Source organism: Halovalidus salilacus (genome assembly GCF_031852275.1).
Taxonomy (GTDB): Archaea; Halobacteriota; Halobacteria; order Halobacteriales; family Natrialbaceae; genus Halovalidus; species Halovalidus salilacus.
The window spans coordinates 3,382,076-3,400,604 of record NZ_CP134700.1; the positions used below are offsets into that span (position 1 = coordinate 3,382,076).

Below are 18,529 nucleotides of genomic sequence, written 5' to 3' on the forward strand. Positions count from 1 at the left end.
GAAGGAAGAACGGAAGCTCAGTCCCCGACCTGCTCCCCGGCCGGCGACTCGAGGTCGGCGTCGGTGCGGGTCGTCGCCGGGAGGTTCGGATCGCGGTACGGGTTTCGGCCGTAGGCGGGCAGGTCGTCGTCGAGTTGCTCCGTGAGGACCCGCCGGAGGCGGTTGAGGCTGGTCGTGTCGAGTCCGTGGTCGGCCGCGAGCCGCTTGAACGTCTCCTCGTCGGTGACGTCGTGGGCCCGGTACCGGGCGAACAGCTCCTCCATCCGCTCGGGGGAGAGGTCGCTCACGTCGAGGTCGTCCAGCCCGAAGTACGACCGGCGGTCGACGTCGACGACGTGCCGGATCACGACCAGCGCGACCTTCGGGATGGCCCGCTGGCTCCCGAACGCCGTCAGGTCGATCTCGTCCATCACGCCCAGGGCGAGGTCGCGCTGCCACGGGGTCACCTCGAGGGCGTTACACAGCGCCTGCGTCGTTCGCAGGCGGTCGAGGTGGTGGGCGCGAGCGCTGTAGCCGGGCGTGGCCGCGTGCTGCTCGTCGTGGAGGCGCCGAACGCTCTCGGAGAGGTCCGCGTCGGGGGACTCCGCGCGGCCGATGACGGTCGCGCTCGGCGTGACGACGCCCCACCGCCTGACGGTCGAGTCGCGCTGGACGTCCGCCCGCGAGAGCGAGCCGGAGCCGGGTCGGCTCTCGAGGCGGCGTTCCTCGTCGTCCTCGAGGTGCGGACCGTCGCCGCCCGGTTCGAGTTCAGCACCGTCGTCTCTCATTACTTCCCGCTCGGACAGGCAGACGGAAAAAGGCTCGCTCCAGTCCGACGGTCACTCAGGCGGACTGACAGTCGAGCGGACGGCTCTCGAGTCAGAGTTGCCGCTCGCGGCGAGTCGGTCCGCGAAAAGCCCTTCGTAGCTTCAGCTTGTGACCAGAAGTACTTAAACGAGGGCAGGGGGCGTGACGCACGGAACGGCGTCAATACTCGGGCGGAAATTCGCTCGAGAACGGCCGTCTCCCGTCATAGCTTCACCTTGTGACCAGAGACACTTAAACGAGGGCCGCGTCGATCAGTTCGTCGACGAACCCGTTCAACCGCTCCACGTCGGGCCCGCCTCGAGCGTGAACGCGAGGATCGATTTCTCGAGGCGGGTGGGCGAACTCGCGACCGACGAGGTCGCCGACGCGCTCGTCGCCCTCGCCGGCGCGCTTTCGCACGAGGAGGTCCCGAGCGAGGTCGATCCGCTCGGCGGCGAAGACCGCCCCCGCCTGCTCCTCGAGGAACGACTCGAAGTGCAGGTGCGGGAGTTCGTGCTCGCCGCGCTCCCCGGTCGCCGTCAGATACCGGGCGTACATCGCCGACCGACAGATCAGGAGGTTCCGCTTCACCGTCGGCTTCGTCTGCGTCTCGGTGAACCGCTCGTCGTCAACCGGCATCGTCATCGTTCCGTCGCCGCCAGGTCGCTCGACCACGAACGAGTCGGCCCGCCGCTCGAGGATCGGGTACGTCTCGTTTCGACCATCGACGAGGTGTTCGGAGAGGTACTTCCGGTAGTTGTTCGTCGCGATGCCGCGCCAGGCGTGATAGAGTGACACGGGGTCGTACGTCGCCTCGACGTACGCGCGGAGGTCCTCGAGGACGGAACCGGACCCCGAGGGCGTCCGGTAGCGAATCGGGCTCCGGAGGAGGTCGATGGCGCCGTCGTTGGAGTCGGCGAGGAGGCGGGCGAACGTCGAGACGTCCCAGCCCTGGTACTCGAACTCGTCTCCGTCCTCGCTCTCGCGATTCCCGTCCGGTTCCCAGTGGATCGCGTCCTCGATCCCGTCGAGGTGGGCGTACTCCCGGAGATCGTCGTGCACGAAGACGAAGCCGACGTCGTAGTCGCTATCCGGACTCGCTCCGCCCCACGCGTGACTTCCGCGGGCGACGGCGAAGGAGACCGCGACGGCGTGGCGCCGCTCGACGGTCTCGAGGTGTTCCTCGACGACGCCGAAAATCGAGTCTGGCACGGAGTCGAAACTGGGCGTCATGGGAGACCAGAGCGGAGGGAGGAGGCGGAAGACGGCCATCGAGCGAGAGTGCCGTCGATCGTCGATATCGGTTCGAACGCCGAGAGGACCGGCGTCGAAAAGCCCTTCGTAGCTTTATCTTGTGACCAGAAGTACTTAAATGGCGGTCGGGTGCCGACCGGGAACGACCGAGTCAGCCGAGACGAACGACGGTCGTCCGCTCGGCGCGACGAACGAGAGACGCGACGCTCGAGCGTGCGATGCGCGTCCGAAGAAGTCCGCTCTCCCGTCATAGCTCCACCTTGTAACCAGAAGCACTTAAAGGCCGGTCGGCACCGATCCACCGGTGTGGAGTCACGAGGGACCGCAGAGAGGGTATCTCAGAATCGGTCTCACGAGGGACCGCGGAGCAGACGATTTCGGAATCGGTCTCGAGAGCGGGCACGAAGTCGCCGCTCGCGACTCCAGTAGGCACCGCTCGCGATCGAAACGCGCGCTCGAGAACCGGGCCTCTCCCGTCGTAGCTTTACCTCGTGACCAGAGGCACTTAAGGAAGAGACGAGATTCGGTTCGAGTCCGGATCGAAGCGGACGGGAAATCCACCCCTTTCGAAAGGCCTAATCGCGCGCTGTCCCGAGTACCGGCAATGAGTCAACAGCTTCCGGACGTGCAGGCGACCGCCCCCGACGTCACCGTCGGCCTGAGCCAGGTCGGCGTCACCGGCGTCGAAAAGCTCGTCAAGATCGCCCGCGAGGGCAAGCGGCCGATCGTCCTCACCGCCGAGTTCGAGGTCTTCGTCGACCTCCCCGCCTGGCGCAAGGGCGCGGACATGAGCCGCAACATGGAGGTCATCGACGAGATCCTCGAGGACGCGACCCGCGAGGAGGCCTACCGCGTCGAGGAGGTCTGCGGCGAGGCCGCCGAGCGCCTGCTCGAGAAACACGACTACACGACGCGCGCGGAGGTCAAGATGGAAGCGGAGTTCATGCGCCGGGAACGAACCCCCGAGAGCGACCGGGAGACCCAGCACACCGTCGACATCATCGCCTCGGCGACGGCGACCGAGGAGGGAACGCGGGAGGAGATCGGCGCCCACGTCGTCGGGATGACGGTCTGTCCCTGCTCGCAGGGGATGTCCGTCGCCCGCGCGAAGCAAGCGCTCGAGGACCTGGACGTCGACGAGGAGACGATCAACGCCTTCCTCGACGAGGTCCCCCAGCCGGGCCACTCCCAGCGGGGCCACGCGACGATCACCGTCGAGTCCGAGGGCGACCCGGACGTGGACCTGAACGACATCGTCGAGATCGCCCGGGACTCGATGAGCGCCCGGATCTACAACCTCGCGAAGCGCCCGGACGAGGACCACATGACCTACCACGCCCACGCGGACGCGAAGTTCGTCGAGGACTGCGTGCGCGCGATGGCCGAGGGCGTGGTCTCGGAGTTCGACCACCTGCCGGACGACGCCGTCGTCACGATGATCCAGTCGAACGACGAGTCGATCCACCAGCACAACGCCCACGCCGAGCGCGTCGTCGAGATGGGGACGCTGCGCGAGGAAGTCGACGGCGACGCCGGGCGCTGACACAGACCGCAGCCGACCGGACGACGCACTAACCCACCGTTTTCCAGCCGTTCGGATCCCGACGTCAGCGCGGTTCCCGTCGCTCGAGCGTGTCGGTCGTCGCAGGGGAGTGGAGAACCGGAAACAGCTGTCTGCGCTCAGAACTCGAGCGGTTCGGCCTCCTCCCAGCGCGGGAGGAACTCCTCGTGAACCTGGGTCGCGAACTCCGGGTCCTTGAGGTCGATCATCCCGAACGCCTCGCCGGAAGAGAGGGGGTTCGGCACCTGGATGCAGACCTCGACCCCGTCGATGATGTCGAACGAGTGGGTCACGTCCTCGCTGATCCGGACCTCGAAGTCGTCCCGGGACTGGAGGGTCGCCCGATAGCGCTCGCCGACGGTCTCCGACTGGGAGGCGACGGCCTCGCGGGTCATCAGCAGGTCGACCGAGACGCCGCGGTCGAGGGCGTCCTCGAGGTGGGCGAGGACCATCTCGCTGACCGCCTGCATGTCCATCTGCGGGTCGGGGTCGGCAGACACCATGACGATGTCCTGGTCGGCCGCCGTCAGTCGCTCGAGCAGGAGGTCGACCGTCTCGTCGGTTCCGACCGCGGCCGTCCAGAACTGCTCCTCGACGGGTTCGGCCGCCTCGAGTTCGTCGGCGAGGGTGTCGACGATCGACTCGTACTGATCGGCCTTCTCCTCCAGTTCGCGCTTCTTGTCGGTGAGCAGCCGGTCGAGCGCCGTCGACGGCTCGACCGCGACGTACTTCTTCGGCCGGCTCGCCGTCTGGCTCCGGACGAGGTTGTACTGTTCGATGCTGTTGAGTACGTCGTAGATCCGGCCCATCGGCACGTCGCTCGCCCGCGACAACTCCTTGGCGGTTGTGGGTCCCGTGTTGAGCAGCGCTCGATACGCTCGAGCTTCGTACTCGGAGAGCCCGAGGTCCCTGAGACTGGCCATACCCCTAGTCACCGGATGAGAGGTCATAAACGCTACGATAGTTTGACAAGCTCGTGACTCGAATTCGAATCGTCGACGGGACGGAACTGACGCCGGCATCGTCCGAATCGAGTGGCGCCGATCGAGGGAAGTCAACGGAGAAGGAAATGAACCTATTCCCGATTTATCCGCTCGAATCGGGGTACCAATTTGAAACGGGGCTGACCGAATCCGGACTCACTCGAGCACGGTCCGAACTCGTTCGCTCAACGCCTCGGGCGTTTCGGCCGGCCCCGAGACGACCGCGCCGCGCTCGACGCGCGCCGTTCCCTCCTCGAGGTCGTCGCCCGATGCGCCCGGGACGACCACCTTCTCGTGGTCGGCCACGCGCAGCGCCGCCCGGTGCAGGTCCGAGCCCGCGGGCGTCGCGACGCGAACGACGAGGGGATCGTCGAGCAGTCGCGCGGCCACCGAGCCGTACTTGGCGATCTGGACGCCGAACCGATCGCTCGCGCCGGCGAAGTCCTCGAGGGTCTCGCGCGCGACCGTTCGGTAGCGGTCGTCGCCCGTGAGGACCGCCAGATCGAGCAGCGCGTCGGCCAACTCGACGTTCGAACCGATCGGTCGCAAAGAGCGCTCGAGGAGTCCGGGGCCCTCCGTCGGCGCGTCGAGGAACGAGTCTCCGTCGCGCAGACGGTCGATCGTCGCGTCGGCGACCGCCTCGGCGTCCTCGAGGACGTCGGCACCGAAGCCGCTCCGTGCGGCGGTGAGCGCCGAGAGAACGCGCGCCTGGTTCGCGAGAAGGCACGATGCGCCCTCGTCCGTCGCCCCTTCCTCCCGGACATGGGAGACGACGCCGTCGTCGACGAGGGATTCGCGCAGGTGCGAGAGCGCACGTTCGGCGTACCGGCGCGCCCGGTCGTCGTCCGTGTAGGCGTAGAAGGTGGCCAGCCCCTCGACCGCGAGGGCGTTCGGCCCCGAGAAGACGCGTTCGTCGACCGGCGGCTCCCCGGCCGCCTCCCTGTCGCTCGGCTCGAGGGTGTACGACTCGGCGTCGCCCGGCGCCTGGCTGCTGGCGAACGCGCCCGCGTCGCCGTTCCAGAGCGTCGTGGTCAGGTACTCGACCGTCCGTTCGGCCGGTTCCCGGTACTCGTCCCGGCCCGTGTAGAGGTAGGCGTTCGAAAAGGCCCGAACGAGCGCCGCGTTCGAGTCGAGCAGTTTCTCGTGGTGGATGCCGGACCAGTCTCGCTCGGTCGCGAACCGGTAGAACCCGCCCTCGTACTCGTCCAGCAGGTTGGCCCCGACCGCGTCGAACGACCGCAGCGCCATCTCGCGGTCGCGCTTGAGCGCGAACTCGAGGGCGTCGGGCATCGGAAACTTCGGGCCGTCCCCCCACCCGCCGGCGGTCTCGTCGTAGTGCTCCGCGAGCTGACCGAGCAGCTGGGCCTCGACGTCGCTCGAGAGGTCGCCGGCGGGCGGCTCGTCGTTCCGAAGCGGCCGGGGGATGCGCCCTGCGTCGACCCCCTTCGTCTGCCACATCGTCGTCACGCTGTCGAGCACCTGGCGCATACCGTCGGGGCCGAGGTAGCCGGCGCCGGTCAGCAGCGCGCCGTCAGGGGCGAGAAAGACCGTCGACGGGAATCCGCCCATATTGTACCGCTCGCGGACGCGCGGGCGGCGGTCGACGTCGACGCGGACGGGCACGAACCGGTCGTTGACGTTCGCCGCGATCCGCGGCTCGGCGTAGGTCTCCTCGTCCATCTCGTGGCAGTGGTCGCACCACGTCGCCGTGAGCGAGAGCAGGACGGGGACGTCAGCCTCGGCGGCCTCGTCGAACGCCGCTGGTCCCCACTCGCGCCACTCGACGCGGGTCGCGTCGTTCATACCCGACCCTCGGTCGTCTCGGGCGTAAGGCCTTCGTTCGACGGTCGGGCGCCTCCTCGCCGAACTCGAGCGGGGCTCGAGTCGGGCGGGATGGGCGAACTACGCGGATAGCAACGAGAGTAAAGCGTTTTCACCCTCGCCCGGCTATCTCGAGGCATGCTCCGGTGGCTCCTCGCGCTGTTGCTCATTCCGTTTCTCGACGCGGTCTTACTCGCGTACGTCGCGCTCCGCGTCGAGGCGTTCGGCCTGGTCGGGATGGTACTGCTGGTCGTCCTTACCGGCCTGATCGGCATGCTACTCGTCCGGGCGGAGGGACGACGAACCGTCCGCAAGATGCAGAAATCCCTGGCGGAAGGAAAACCGCCGACGAACCAGCTCCTCGACGGCGGGCTGCTGATCGCCGCCGGGGCGTTCCTGCTCACGCCCGGCCTGGTCACCGACCTGATCGGGTTCCTGCTCGTCATCCCGCTCACCCGAATCCCGATCCGCGCCGGGCTCAAGCGGTACGTGATCGTCCCCTACATGGACAACAAGACCGGCGGCTTCACCAGCGGCACGGTCTGGTCCTACGGTTTCCCGACCGAGGGCGCCGGCGACTCGAGCGGCGGCTCGCGGTCCCGATCCGGCGATAGGGACACCTACGACCTCGGCGAGGACTCCTACTCCGTCGACGACGACTCGTACACGATCGACTTCGGCGACGAACGCACGAGCGACAGGGACGTCGAAGACGACGACGGCGACGGGTTCACGCGGTAGCGCACCTCACGGGTCCTCGAGAAAGAAACGCTTAAAGGTACCAGCGCGCAACTCACAGGTGCGAAGCGGGCCAATAGCTCAATCAGGTTGAGCGCCACTCTGATAAGGTGGAGGCTCTCGGTTCAAATCCGAGTTGGCCCATTTCTCGTGGCGAACAACTTCGTGAGCCTTGAGAATGGTATCTAACTCGGATTTGAGCCCTGGAAGTCGCAGCCCGGGAAGCGGTCCGCGATTCGAAACGAAGTGAGAATCGCGATAGCGAACGGTGAAGCCGTGAGCGGAGTGAGTGACCCGGAACGTCTTCCTTTGGTTCAAATCCGAGTTGGCCCATACTTCTGCGGCGAACTACTTCGCGAGCCGCGGACATGTTAGTCCGCGGTTCCGCACCAGTCGACCGCCGTCAGCGCCAGCGTCTGGGCCGTCTCGACGAGCGAATCGATCTCGACGTGCTCGTCGGCGCCGTGGATGTTGTCGCCGCGCGGCCCGACCGAGGGACAGGGAATGTCGTAGTAGCGGTTGTAGAACCGCTCGTCGTTCCCGGCGCTCCCGCCGCCGAAGGTCGTGGTCCCGCCGGTAATCGTCTCCGCGTTCTCCCGCGCGATCCGGACGATCTCCTCGTCGGTGTCGAGTTCGTGCGGGGCGGCGTTCCAGCCGAACCATTCGAACTCGGGTGAGTGCTCCGACAGCCACTCGTCGTTCTCCGCGACGTCTCGGACGGCCGCTTCAACTTCCATCCTGACCTCCTCGCGCGTTTCGCCCGGCGGCCACCCGATACGTCCCTCGAGGACGACCTTCGACGGGACCGTCGAGGGCCAGTCGCCGCCGTCGATAACGCCCACGTTGAGGTTGGTCTCGTGGCCGTCGAGGTTCGGATTCTGACGGACGGCCGGTTCGTACGAGAGACGCGATTTCCGTTCCCGGTCCAGTTCGTCGAGGGCCCGGTAGAGTTTCGTCGCCTTTCCGATGGCGTTCACGCCCGCGTAGCCGAGTGCAGCGTGGGCCGACCTTCCCGGCACGGTGACGCGAAAGTACATGACGCCGGCGCTCGCCATCCCGATGTTCGGGAGTCCGGAGGGTTCCGCGATGATCGCCGCATCGGGCTGGTACCCTCGCTCGAGCGCGGAGAGCACGCCGCCCGGGCCGCCGTCCTCCTCTTCGATCGTCGTCTGAACGGTAAGGTCGCCGACCAGTTCGACGTCGAGTTCGTCGAGCGCCTCGACGGCGACGAGGATCGACGCAACGCCGCCGAGCATGTCGTTGCTTCCGCGTCCGTAGAGGCGGCCGTCCTCGACGGTGGCGTCCCACGGGTCGTAACTCCACTCGTCCTCGTCGACCGGAACGACGTCGACGTGGCCGCTGAGGGTCAGCGAGCGGCCGTCTCCGACGCCTTCCCTGGTCGCCGCGACGTTCGGGCGGTTCTCGTACCCCCGTTCCGCGTACGAGGACGTCTCGAAGAATCCGGGATGGTCGCGCAGGCCGTCGGCGTCGGGTACCCACGCGTCGACCTCGAGGCCGAGAGAGTCCAACCGGGAGGCGACGACCTCCTGGGCGGGCGTTTCGTGTCCGGTAACGGACTGCTGTTCGATGAGTTCGGTGAGGAGCTCGACGAGGTCCTCGCGCTTCCGTTCGATACGGTCGCGAAGAACCGCCGTGTCCACTGTAGCCATTCGTACTGGTGTGCTATAGCACACCTAATACGTCTTTCTCCGACCGCTCCCCCGCTCACCCGTTCACCGCGGAGGCGGTCAGGATCGGTTTCCGACGACCGCTTCGATCGGGTCCGCCGGGTGGAGCGTAATTCCGGTGTCGAAGGTCAGGTCCGAACTCCCGATCGGATCGAGATCGACGGCCGAGACGATCGTCGGGAGGACCAGTTTGAGCTCCATCGTGGCGAACCGCATCCCGATGCAGTGGCGAGGTCCGCCGCCGAACGGGAAGTAGGCGTAGTCCGGAAGGGCCTCCTCGAGCGCGTCGGTCCAGCGGTCCGGTCGGAACGTCTCCGGGTCGTCGTAGAAGCGACCGTCGCGGTGGATGTGGATCTGCGGAATCGTGAGTTTCGACCCTTCGGGGACGCGATAGCCGCCGATTTCGACGGTCTCGGTCGCCTGGCGGAAGAGCGCGTACGCCGGCGGGTAGAGGCGGAGCGTCTCCGTGAGGACGCGCTCCGCGTAGGTCAGCTCCGGCAGGTCCGAGAGCGACGGAGGCCCGCCACCCGTGACGGAGTCGACCTCCCGACGGAGTCGCCGGCGCGTCTCCGGGTGGTGGCCGAGCGCGTAGGTGAGCGCCAGAGACGTCGTCTCGTGGCCGGCGAAGAGGAACGTGACGAGCTGGTCGCGGACCGGCGGTCGCGGCCGAACTCGGCTGTGCCGAGAGTACCGCGTCGAACCACCTTCGAATCGCGGAATCGCGGGTGATGCGCCGATTGGTCGGCGAGGTTGCGCGTCCGAAAGACGGCTCGACGTAGTCGGTTCGACCACTCCCGCTACGATCTTCCGCCATCGCGAAAACGACAGCATATTGGCCGTCGGGAACTTCGAGGGACGACCGGTCCACGTTGCGGGATCGACCCACCGTGTAGAGCGACGGACACGGCCAACGGCGCGAAGGGAACCGCTACTCTCTCCCGCGAGCGATAGTGACTACTGAACGTTCGCCGCGTCACCCTCGTGGATCTGGAATGCCTTCGACCGTCCGGATTCATCGGTGCCGTGCAGATATCTCGCCCGCTCGGACGGAACACCCCCACCAGCGATCTAGCACTCAGTACATCGACCGTCTGACAGCGTGGAATACCGCCGACGATTCCGACGTGACGAAGTGAAGTTAACGGATTTATATCACCAGCAATAGTTCATAGTATTGTTTTTATAATACAATTTATTGCGCCTTACAGACGACCCCCGGTGTCGTAATCTTCGGACAGCGAGGCGCCGATCCAACGCTGCATTCGTTTACAAATATCCGCTTAGCCGAGAAGTACGACCTCCATCGGTCACTTTCGAGGCGTTTCGTCGATGGTCACGGCTATCCGACTACCATATCTCAATTCGGGTCGAGCGGTCAGCGCGATATCGCCGATCGAACCCGTTCGAAGAAGGTTTCACACCTACAAATGGTGAGTAACTGCTTCCCCACCTCGTGGACAGGCAGTCGAATCAGCGCCACATGGATATTGTATACTATCAACACTACCAAAAGTATGGTAAACGAATAAGTAAATTGCATTATATACCGAGTCTGAGGTGCTATAGGAGATAGTGATGCCCTCACGAGGTAGTAATTCCAACAGTAGTAAGTAGGAGACGTAGCACCGAATCATCTCCTTCGAAGGATAGGTCGAACTGCGAACGACGCGTCCGCGGACCGAACGCGGCTTTTCGAATCGAGAACGTGACTCCGCGGCGACCGAAGCGTTTCGCGCCGGCTTTAAATAATACGGACGCAACTCCTACCTCGTGATATGAAAGCACACGACGCGATCGTTCGCCTGCTCGTAGCCGACGGTATCGACACGATCTTCGCGCTCATGTCGGAGGGAACGATGCGGACGATGTCGACCATCGAGGAGGAGTGGGGAGACGAAATTCGGCTGGTGAAGACGCGCCACGAACAGGGTGCGATGGCCATGGCTGACGGCTACTCGAGGGCCGGTGGCGGCGACCGCGTCGGCGTCTGCCTCGTCGGACGCGGGCCCGCGATCGCCCAGACCGGGACCGCGATGGTCACCGCCCGGAAGAAGGGGTCGAACCTGCTGGTCGTCGTCCCTGAATCCCCGCTGTCCGAGCGGTACGACGTCAAACGATTCGAACAGGAGACATACCTTCGGTCGACGATCGGGAACGTGACGTCCATCCGAAGCCGCGAGACGCTCGTCGACGAGTTCGGCGAGGCGATCCGTCGGGTGCGAGCGGGCGACGGACCGCTGGCTGTGCAGATCCCGTGGGACGTCCTCGACGGAGACGTGGACGTCTCGGACGCGGCGCTCGAGGAGGCGGCCGCCGCCGCTCGAGCGACCCGGAGCGGTCGCGGACGCGTCTCCCCCGACCGCGACCTCGTCGAGCGGGCGGTGGACATGTACGTCGACTCCGACGCGTTTCAGCCGCCGGTCGTCCTCGCCGGACGCGGCGCGATGGAGGCGGACGCGAAGGAGGCGATCGAGGAGTTCGCCGAGCGCACGAGCGCGCTACTCGCCACCACGCTCCAGGCGCGGAATTACTTCGCCGATCATCCGTACTATCTGGGGTTCACCGGGAGCTGGGGGACGCCCGTGGCCAATCGGTTCGCATCGGAGGCCTCGCTGGTCGTCGCCGTCGGAGCCAGCCTCAACCCGTACACGATAGACGACGGGCACGTCTTCGGCGAGGAGACGCGGGTGATCCACGTCGATCGCGATCCGCTCGCCCTCGGACGGCACGCGGAGATCGACCTGGGGATCGCCGGCGACGCCCGCGTCACCGTCGAAGCGCTCACCGACGAACTGGATCGACGGGGCATTCACCGCGAGGGTGAACTCTGGACCGACGACCTCCGGAGGCGGATCGACGAGTCGCCGACGATGAACGATCGAACGTTCCCGAAGGTTCCGGGGACGATCGACCCGCGGGAACTCGTCACTTTGCTGAACGAGCACTTGCCCGAGTCGAAGCGGGTCGTCGTGGACGCCGGACACCACACGCGCTGGTGTCTCGACGGTATTCACACCCCACCCGAGGCGTTTACGTTCACACTCGACTTCGCATCGATCGGACTCGGCCTCCCGATGGGTGTCGGGACCGCCCTCGCCAGCGACGACCCCTGCGTGACGATTTGCGGTGACGCGGGGTTCCTGATGTCGCTCCAGGAGGTGGAGACGGCCGTCAGAAACGAGATTCCGGTGACGATCGTCGTCGTGAACGACGCCTCCCTCGGGTCCGAGTACCACAGCCTCGATGCGGCGGGCGAAGCGCCGGACGTCGCGCTCGTTTCGACGCCCGATTTCGCCGACGTCGCCGAATCGCTCGGGGCCGACGGCGTCACCGTCCGGACCGTGGAGGATCTCGAGGCGATCACGGAGACGATCGGCGCCGACCGCGACGGGCCGCTCGTGATCGACTGCAAGGTGAACCACGAGGTCCGCCACCGTAGCAAGGGGTAGCCGTTCACTCGACGAGGAACCGGAACGTGACGGCAGTCAGAATATTACATTCTTCTTTTAGTATGTGTCAGCGTGATTACCGCCAGATCATGTCCCGACGGGTTCGTCGAAGGCAAGAAACATTATGATGTAATTTCAACATGTAATCAATGTATCAGGGGAATTAAAGAGCCCCCAATATCATTATAGACCCGTATGTTAGAGAAAGGCGAATCCAGACGGAAATTTCTGCAAACGGCAGCGGTCGCAGCCGGCGTGACGATCGCCGGGTGTACCGGCGGTGGTGGTGGCGATAGGGAAGAGATGACGCTCCGCGTCGGAACGTCAACCGGCGGAACTGCGGACGTCGGAGCCGCCGTAGAACGGGCCGTAAGCGAGGAGAGCGACGAACTGACCTACTCGACGGTCGAGAGCTCGGGGTACATCGGTACCGCACAGCGGCTCAACGAGGACCAGTTCAACGCCGGGATCGTCGACAATACGACGCTGACGAAAGCCCAGGCCGAGGAGGGCGACTTCGAGGATGAACCGCTCGAACAGATCCCCTACCAGGGATTCTACGCGTTCCCCTACAACATCTACCTCGTCGCTCGAGAGGACACGGACATCGAGACGTTCGACGACCTCGCCGGCGCGACGGTGTATCCCGCCGAACCCGGCTTCTCGACGCGCGCGACGACGCTCGACGTCTGGTCGCAGGACCCGACGGCGGACGTCTACGACGAGATGGAGATCCGCGACCTCGGCGTCTCTGACGCCCCCGGTGCGCTGGAGGAGGGCGAGATCGACGCCGCCATCGCGTACGGGACGCCCGGCGCCGGACACACCGGCTGGGTCACCGAGTACGACGCGCGGGTAGACGTCCGCTACGTGGAACCGACGGACGCGCTTCGCGAGTCCATCGATGCGTACGCCGGCGCCAGCGCAGAAACGATCGACGTCGAAGAGATGAACTGGGAGCAGGACATCGGCGTCGACGAGGTGGAGACGTGGGCGTTGAAGGTTCAGTACGTCTTCCACCCCGAAGATGCGAGCGAGGACGCGGTGTACGAGCTATGCCGCGTCGTCCACGAGCACAACGACACCGTCCGGGAGGGGGACGAACAGTTCATCCCGGTGGAGAGTGCGGAGGACCTGACCGGTGCCGCGCTGGAGGACGTCCCGTTCCACCCGGGCGCGGCGAAGTACTACGAGGAAAACGACGCGTGGAACGACGACTGGGAGATCGGCGACTGAGCGGAGACGGCGCGCGGTGAACCACTACTGAATAACCTGTTTCCACGTTACCCGACAAATGAGTACACAATCGCAAACAGAACCGTCGACACCGTCGAAATACGTCCGAGGCCTCGACCTCGCCGTCACCGTCGCCGCCATCCTGTTCTGGGTCGGTATCGTATTCTGGTACGCGGCCACCAAGAGCATGTCACCGGTCCAGTACGGCGTCATCTTCCTCGCTGGCGTTCTGACGGTGTACGCACTCAACGAGTCGCGACAGGCTGTCGAGGATGGTAATTTGATCGACATCGCGGTGTTGCTCTCGTCGTCGATCATCCTGATCACCGCGGCCGTCTACTTCGCGCTGAACTTCGAAGCGGTCTACGTTACCAGACAGGGGTACGCGCTGGAACACGAGTACTTCCTCGGCCGGTTGATCCTCGTGTCGATCCTCTACCTCACCTGGCGAGAGTTCGGAAACCTGTTCCTCGGCCTCGTCGTCGGCGTCATCCTGTACGGGTTGTACGGGTACCTCGTTCCCGGTACCTTCTTCCACGCCGGTTTGACCTTCGAGCACATCCTGCAGGTCCTCGTCACCGACCTCACCGGCTTTTACGGGTCGCTGAACCAGTTGACCGCCCAGGATATCGCGCCGTTCCTCCTCTACGCCGGCCTCCTGTTCGGCTACGGTGCGTTCCAGCTGATCCTCCGAACGGCGATCCACTCCGCGAAGTACATCGAGTCCGGCGTCGCACAGACGGCGGTCCTCTCGTCCGCGCTCATGGGCTCCATCAACGGCTCCTACGCCGCTAACGCCGCCATGACCGGATCGTTCACGATTCCGGTGATGAAAAACAGCGGTATGTCGAGCCACCGGGCGGCAGCCGTCGAAGCGGTCGCATCGACTACCGGGCAGGTACTACCGCCGGTGATGGGCGCCTCGGCGTTCGTCATGGCTTCGTACCTCGGTGTCCCGTACGTCGACATCATCGCGGCCGGTCTCGTCCCGGCCGCCATCATGGTCGGTTGCATCGCGGTCGCCGTCCACTACATCACGATCGCAGACACCACGCAGTACTCGATGGAGTTCTCCGAGTTCTTCGACGAGCGACTGTCGCGGACGGAGAAGACCGCAGAAGCCATCAGGTTCGGCGTTCCGTTCGCGGTCCTCATCTACTTTCTCGGAATCGCACAGTACACCGTTATGACCGCCGCGTTGTACACCGTCGTCGCGATGATCGTCTGCGGCGTGTTCATCCCGCCGATCCAACGCGCAATCGAAGGAACTGGCCCGTCGCCGCGAGCGGAGTTCGTCCAGCAACTGAGGAACACAGTGGCCGGATTTCGACGCGGTGTGATCATCCTCGCCCCGATCGCCATCATCATCTCCGCGGTCAACGGGATGGTCGACGTCTTCAATACGACGGGCATCCCGAACAAGCTGGCGCTCGTCCTGATCGACATCTCCGGCGCATCGATGCTCCTGGCCGTGTTACTGGCGGTCGGCATCTGCATCGTAATGGGGATCGGTATGCCCACCGTCGCCGCGTACGTGGTCGTCGCGGTCCTCGTCGCACCGACGCTCATCGAGGACTTCGGAATCGTCGAGATCGCGTCCCACTACACGGTGTTCTACTCGGCGGTGCTCGCCGGGATCACTCCGCCGGTCGCCCTCTCGGCGGTGGTCGCCTCCGGCATCGCGGGAGCGAACTTCTGGCGAACGTGTGCGGTCTCCATCAAGATCGCCGCGCCGCTGTTCGTCCTCCCCGTCGCCTTCGCGTTCAACACCGATTTAGTGTCGTTCTCCCTCGGCGTACCGACCCTCATCACCGGTACGCTCACGTTCCTCGGAGGTATCTCGATAATCTACGGGCTCAACTACCCGTTCAGGACGAACGCAGCGTTGCAATTCCTGCTCCGAGTCGGATTGGTGATCCTCGGCGTCGGCGTGATGGTCTACCCGAGCCTTACGGTGAAGGCTATCGGTGCGGGACTCTTCCTGGCCGTCTTCGTCGCCGAGAAGGTCGTCGGTAATTCGTTGGACGTTCCCTCGAGCGAGGTGAGTCGATGAGCGACAACGAGGACGTCCCACGCGTCGACCCCGACGATCCCCCGGAGATAGATCCGGACGACCTCGAGGTCGGGGGCCTCGACGAGCTCCTTCCGGCACCCCTCCTTCCGGTGTACCGACAGTTCGAACGCGTACAGGACTTCCGCGAAACCCACGGCCCGACGTACACGTCGTACCTCGAGGCGATCCTCGCGGTCGCACTCATCGGCGGGTACGTCTACTGGCTGTACCTCTTTTTGGTGGCGGGCTAACCCGCCGTCGCGGTCTCCGTTCTGTACGTTTGTCGCCGTCACCCGGCTCGAGCACCGCGAACTCGAGGGGGATCGTTCCGAGGTGGGGAATCGTACCGGTCGACGCCACGCAAGCCGTAGAAGGGGAATCGACGCGGACCACGGAATCGGACGCCGCGGGGGACCGATTCGTCACTCCCCGGTCGCGAACCGCGAAACGTCTTCGTCCGCGAGCACCGACGAGAGGACCTCCTCCGTGTGTTCGCCGAGCGACGGCGGCCGGTGACCCGGTCGCGTGGACGTCCCGGAGAAGTCGATCGGACAGGTCGGGATCGGGAAGTCGACGCCGCCGATCTCGAGGTCCGCGAGCGTCCCGCTCCCGCGCAGGTGGGGATCCTCGAAGACCGAGCGCGTGTCGAGCACCGGCGCCCCGGGGAGGCCACGCTCGCGAAACAGGTCGAACCACTCGTCGGCGGTCCGGCGCTCGAACAGCGGAACGAGTTCCGCCTCGAGGTCGTCGCGGTGCTCGACGCGGTCGACGGCGGTCGCGAACCGCGCGTCGGCGACGAGGTCGTCCCGGTCGATCGCCTCGCAGAACGCCCGCCACGTGTCGTCGCTGCCGATGGCGACGGCGAACCAGCCGTCCGCCGTCTCGAACGTTCGGTACGGCGCGAGCGAGGGGTGGACGGTCCCGAGTCGGGGGTAGGGTTCCCCCGTGGCGAACGTCCGACCGGCCCGCTCGGTGAGCCACGAGACGAGGCCCTCGAACATCGGCACCTCGATTCGCTGCCCGCCGCCGGCGTACAGCGCGGTGACGATCCCGACGACGGCGTACATTCCCGCGCAGATGTCGCCGATGGGGATCCCCGGACGCAGCGGCGGTCCGTCGGCTTCGCCGGTGACGCTCATGCTCCCGCCGAGGGCCTGGACCACCATGTCGAACGCCGGGAGGTCTCGGTAGGGTCCCTCGAGGAAGCCGGAGATCGAACAGTAGACGAGTCGTTCGTTGACGGCCCGGAGGTCCTCGTAGCCGATTCCCCAGGCGTCCATCGTTCCCGGTCGGTAGTTCTCGACGAGGACGTCTGCGGTTTCGGCGAGGCGCTCCAGCGCGGCCGCGCCCTCGTCGGTGGAGAGGTCGAGCGCGACGCTTCGCTTTCCGCGGTTCAACGAGGCGAAGTACGCGGTGCATCCGGAGTCGCCGAGTTCGTGTCCGACGCCGCGGGTGATGTCGCCGCGGCCGGGTCGCTCGATCTTCACGACGTCCGCGCCGAGTTCGAAGAGTAACTGGGTCGCGAACGGGCCGGAGAGCATCTGCGTACAATCGATCACGGTGACGCCCTCGAGCGGGGCGGTCGAGTGGAAGTCGGTCATTGCGTCGTAGGTGCCGCCTCGCACCGGAGTGCCTTGATTCTGTCTTCCCGAGGACGGCCGGACAGGGGCGATTGCCGGGGGAGGTGCGAGTCGAGTGGTTCCTGACCGACTCTCCGCTCAGCCGCGTCGGAAGACGAGGAGGACCAGCGCGGCGCACGCGAACAACGCCACCAGCAGCCCGGCGAACGCGACGCTGTAGGAGGTCGCGTCCGCGACGAAGCCGACGTACGTCGACCCGAGGCTCCCGACGCTCATGTACACCGTCCGAAACGCACCCAGGTCGCCGCCGGCGCGGACGTCGGGGAGCAGGGACGTGACGTGGGCGAGCATGGGCGGGGTGAACGACATGAGGCCGGCGGCGAAGACGACGACGCCGGCGAGCAGGACGGGCGTCGAACCCGCGACCGAAACGACGCAGAGCCCGGCGACGCCGAGAGCCAGCGAGCAGAGCGACAACCGCAGGTGACCGAAGCGATCCGCGAGGTGGCCCGCGACGGGCTTCGCGACCATGCCGACGGCGAACAGCGACGCGAACGCCGTCGCCGCCACCCCCGATGAGAGGCCTCGTTCGTGCTGGAGGAACGTCGGCAGGAAGCCGACCGACCCCTGCCAGACGATCATGAACAGGCAGTAGGCCACGACCAGCGCGACGATCTCTCGCGTGGCCAGCGTCCGACGAACCGTCTCCCGGAAGTCGAAACTGACCCGAACGAACGCGTACGGCTCCGCGCTCCAGCGGTGGATGAGCGAGGCGACGAGGACGGCCAGGACGGCGATCGGCGGGAACGCGAGTCTCCACTCGCCGAGGCTGATCGCCGCGGCGGCCACCCCGGCGGAGACGCCGCCGCCGACGTCCCAGAGGCCGGTGTAGATCCCGAAGGCCTTCCCCCGCCGGTGGGAGTAAAGCTCCGAGAGGTACGTGTATCCCGTCGCGGGGTAGGCGCCGGAGCAGATACCGACCACCGCGACGCCGATCAGGTACCCGAGGAACGTCGACGACGCCACGACGACCGCGAAGCCGGCGACGAATCCGAGCAGGGCGACCACCAGCACCGTCTTCCGGCCGGTCTCGTCCGAGATGCGACCGCCCGGGTACTGGCCGATCGCGTTGAGGCCCCACATGATCGAGAGGCCGAGGCCGGCCTGGAACGCCGTGACCTCGAGGTCGGCGATGATCGCCGGCAACAGCGGCGACATGCACAGGAGTCCGAGTCCGATCGTCCCGAAGCCCCCCGACACCGCGTAGAGCAGTCGAGTCCGTTCGCCTGGACCCGGCGATCCCGTCCCCGTGCTCTCGAGCCGCGGGTGGGCGTCAGTCTCTGCGTCGCTCATGCCGGTCACGCGCCGCGTGGCTCGTAC

14 protein-coding genes and 1 tRNA gene are annotated in these 18,529 nt (G+C 65.9%); 7 read left to right on the forward strand and 8 right to left on the reverse strand.

Annotated elements, in window-relative coordinates; genetic code table 11:
• Positions 1-17: 17 nt before the first annotated feature.
• Both RJT68_RS16705 and RJT68_RS16710 read right to left on the reverse strand, forming a co-directional pair.
• Entirely contained in the window at positions 18-767 is a 750-nt protein-coding gene (locus RJT68_RS16705) for a DNA-directed RNA polymerase subunit epsilon (protein ID WP_407037662.1), read from the reverse strand.
• Positions 768-1,038: 271 nt separating this feature from the next.
• Complete coding sequence (locus RJT68_RS16710; RefSeq protein ID WP_407037663.1) at positions 1,039-2,019, reverse strand: nucleotidyltransferase domain-containing protein; 981 nt, start codon at positions 2,017-2,019, stop codon at positions 1,039-1,041.
• 625 nt (positions 2,020-2,644) lie between these two features.
• Here RJT68_RS16710 and mptA point away from each other — a divergent pair.
• Positions 2,645-3,583 carry a GTP cyclohydrolase MptA gene (gene mptA / locus RJT68_RS16715; protein WP_407037664.1) on the forward strand — a complete coding sequence of 313 codons (939 nt, stop codon included), beginning with the start codon at positions 2,645-2,647 and terminating at the stop codon, positions 3,581-3,583.
• A 137-nt stretch (positions 3,584-3,720) separates the two neighbouring features.
• On the opposite strand, the gene RJT68_RS16720 is transcribed toward mptA, so the two are convergent.
• Positions 3,721-4,524, reverse strand: a complete 804-nt coding sequence (locus RJT68_RS16720) for a TrmB family transcriptional regulator (protein ID WP_407037665.1) — start codon at positions 4,522-4,524, stop codon at positions 3,721-3,723.
• A 216-nt stretch (positions 4,525-4,740) separates the two neighbouring features.
• On the reverse strand, positions 4,741-6,387 hold the full coding sequence (locus tag RJT68_RS16725; protein WP_407037666.1) for a DUF255 domain-containing protein: 1,647 nt from the start codon (positions 6,385-6,387) through the stop codon (positions 4,741-4,743).
• Positions 6,388-6,543: 156 nt separating this feature from the next.
• Here RJT68_RS16725 and RJT68_RS16730 point away from each other — a divergent pair, with 156 nt between their 5' ends.
• Both RJT68_RS16730 and RJT68_RS16735 read left to right on the forward strand, forming a co-directional pair.
• Positions 6,544-7,146 carry an FxsA family protein gene (locus RJT68_RS16730; protein WP_407037667.1) on the forward strand — a complete coding sequence of 201 codons (603 nt, stop codon included), beginning with the start codon at positions 6,544-6,546 and terminating at the stop codon, positions 7,144-7,146.
• A 67-nt stretch (positions 7,147-7,213) separates the two neighbouring features.
• A tRNA-Ile gene (locus tag RJT68_RS16735) sits at positions 7,214-7,287 on the forward strand.
• 227 nt (positions 7,288-7,514) lie between these two features.
• Here RJT68_RS16735 and RJT68_RS16740 read toward each other — a convergent pair.
• Positions 7,515-8,813, reverse strand: coding sequence for an ArgE/DapE family deacylase (locus tag RJT68_RS16740; protein ID WP_407037668.1), 1,299 nt, complete (start codon positions 8,811-8,813; stop codon positions 7,515-7,517).
• Between the two features lie 78 nt (positions 8,814-8,891).
• Positions 8,892-9,623 carry a cytochrome P450 gene (locus RJT68_RS16745; protein ID WP_455196252.1) on the reverse strand — a complete coding sequence of 244 codons (732 nt, stop codon included), beginning with the start codon at positions 9,621-9,623 and terminating at the stop codon, positions 8,892-8,894.
• A 983-nt stretch (positions 9,624-10,606) separates the two neighbouring features.
• Between RJT68_RS16745 and RJT68_RS16755 the strand changes: the two genes are divergently transcribed.
• From RJT68_RS16755 to RJT68_RS16770, 4 genes are all read left to right on the forward strand, one after another.
• The gene (locus tag RJT68_RS16755) at positions 10,607-12,280 is read left to right on the forward strand and encodes a thiamine pyrophosphate-binding protein (protein ID WP_407037669.1); all 1,674 of its coding nucleotides are present in this window, start codon (positions 10,607-10,609) and stop codon (positions 12,278-12,280) included.
• Between the two features lie 195 nt (positions 12,281-12,475).
• Positions 12,476-13,516 carry a TAXI family TRAP transporter solute-binding subunit gene (locus RJT68_RS16760; protein WP_407037670.1) on the forward strand — a complete coding sequence of 347 codons (1,041 nt, stop codon included), beginning with the start codon at positions 12,476-12,478 and terminating at the stop codon, positions 13,514-13,516.
• Positions 13,517-13,574: 58 nt separating this feature from the next.
• On the forward strand, positions 13,575-15,569 hold the full coding sequence (locus RJT68_RS16765; RefSeq protein ID WP_407037671.1) for a TRAP transporter permease: 1,995 nt from the start codon (positions 13,575-13,577) through the stop codon (positions 15,567-15,569).
• Positions 15,566-15,820 (forward strand): hypothetical protein, encoded by a 255-nt coding sequence (locus tag RJT68_RS16770; protein WP_407037672.1) that lies wholly within the window; start codon positions 15,566-15,568, stop codon positions 15,818-15,820. The genes RJT68_RS16765 and RJT68_RS16770 overlap by 4 nt, the downstream gene beginning before the upstream one ends.
• A gap of 171 nt (positions 15,821-15,991) precedes the next feature.
• On the opposite strand, the gene RJT68_RS16775 is transcribed toward RJT68_RS16770, so the two are convergent.
• Together RJT68_RS16775 and RJT68_RS16780 are read right to left on the reverse strand one after the other, a co-directional pair.
• Complete coding sequence (locus RJT68_RS16775; protein WP_407037673.1) at positions 15,992-17,170, reverse strand: CaiB/BaiF CoA transferase family protein; 1,179 nt, start codon at positions 17,168-17,170, stop codon at positions 15,992-15,994.
• A gap of 117 nt (positions 17,171-17,287) precedes the next feature.
• Positions 17,288-18,502, reverse strand: coding sequence for an MFS transporter (locus RJT68_RS16780; RefSeq protein WP_407037674.1), 1,215 nt, complete (start codon positions 18,500-18,502; stop codon positions 17,288-17,290).
• Positions 18,503-18,529 lie beyond the last annotated feature (27 nt).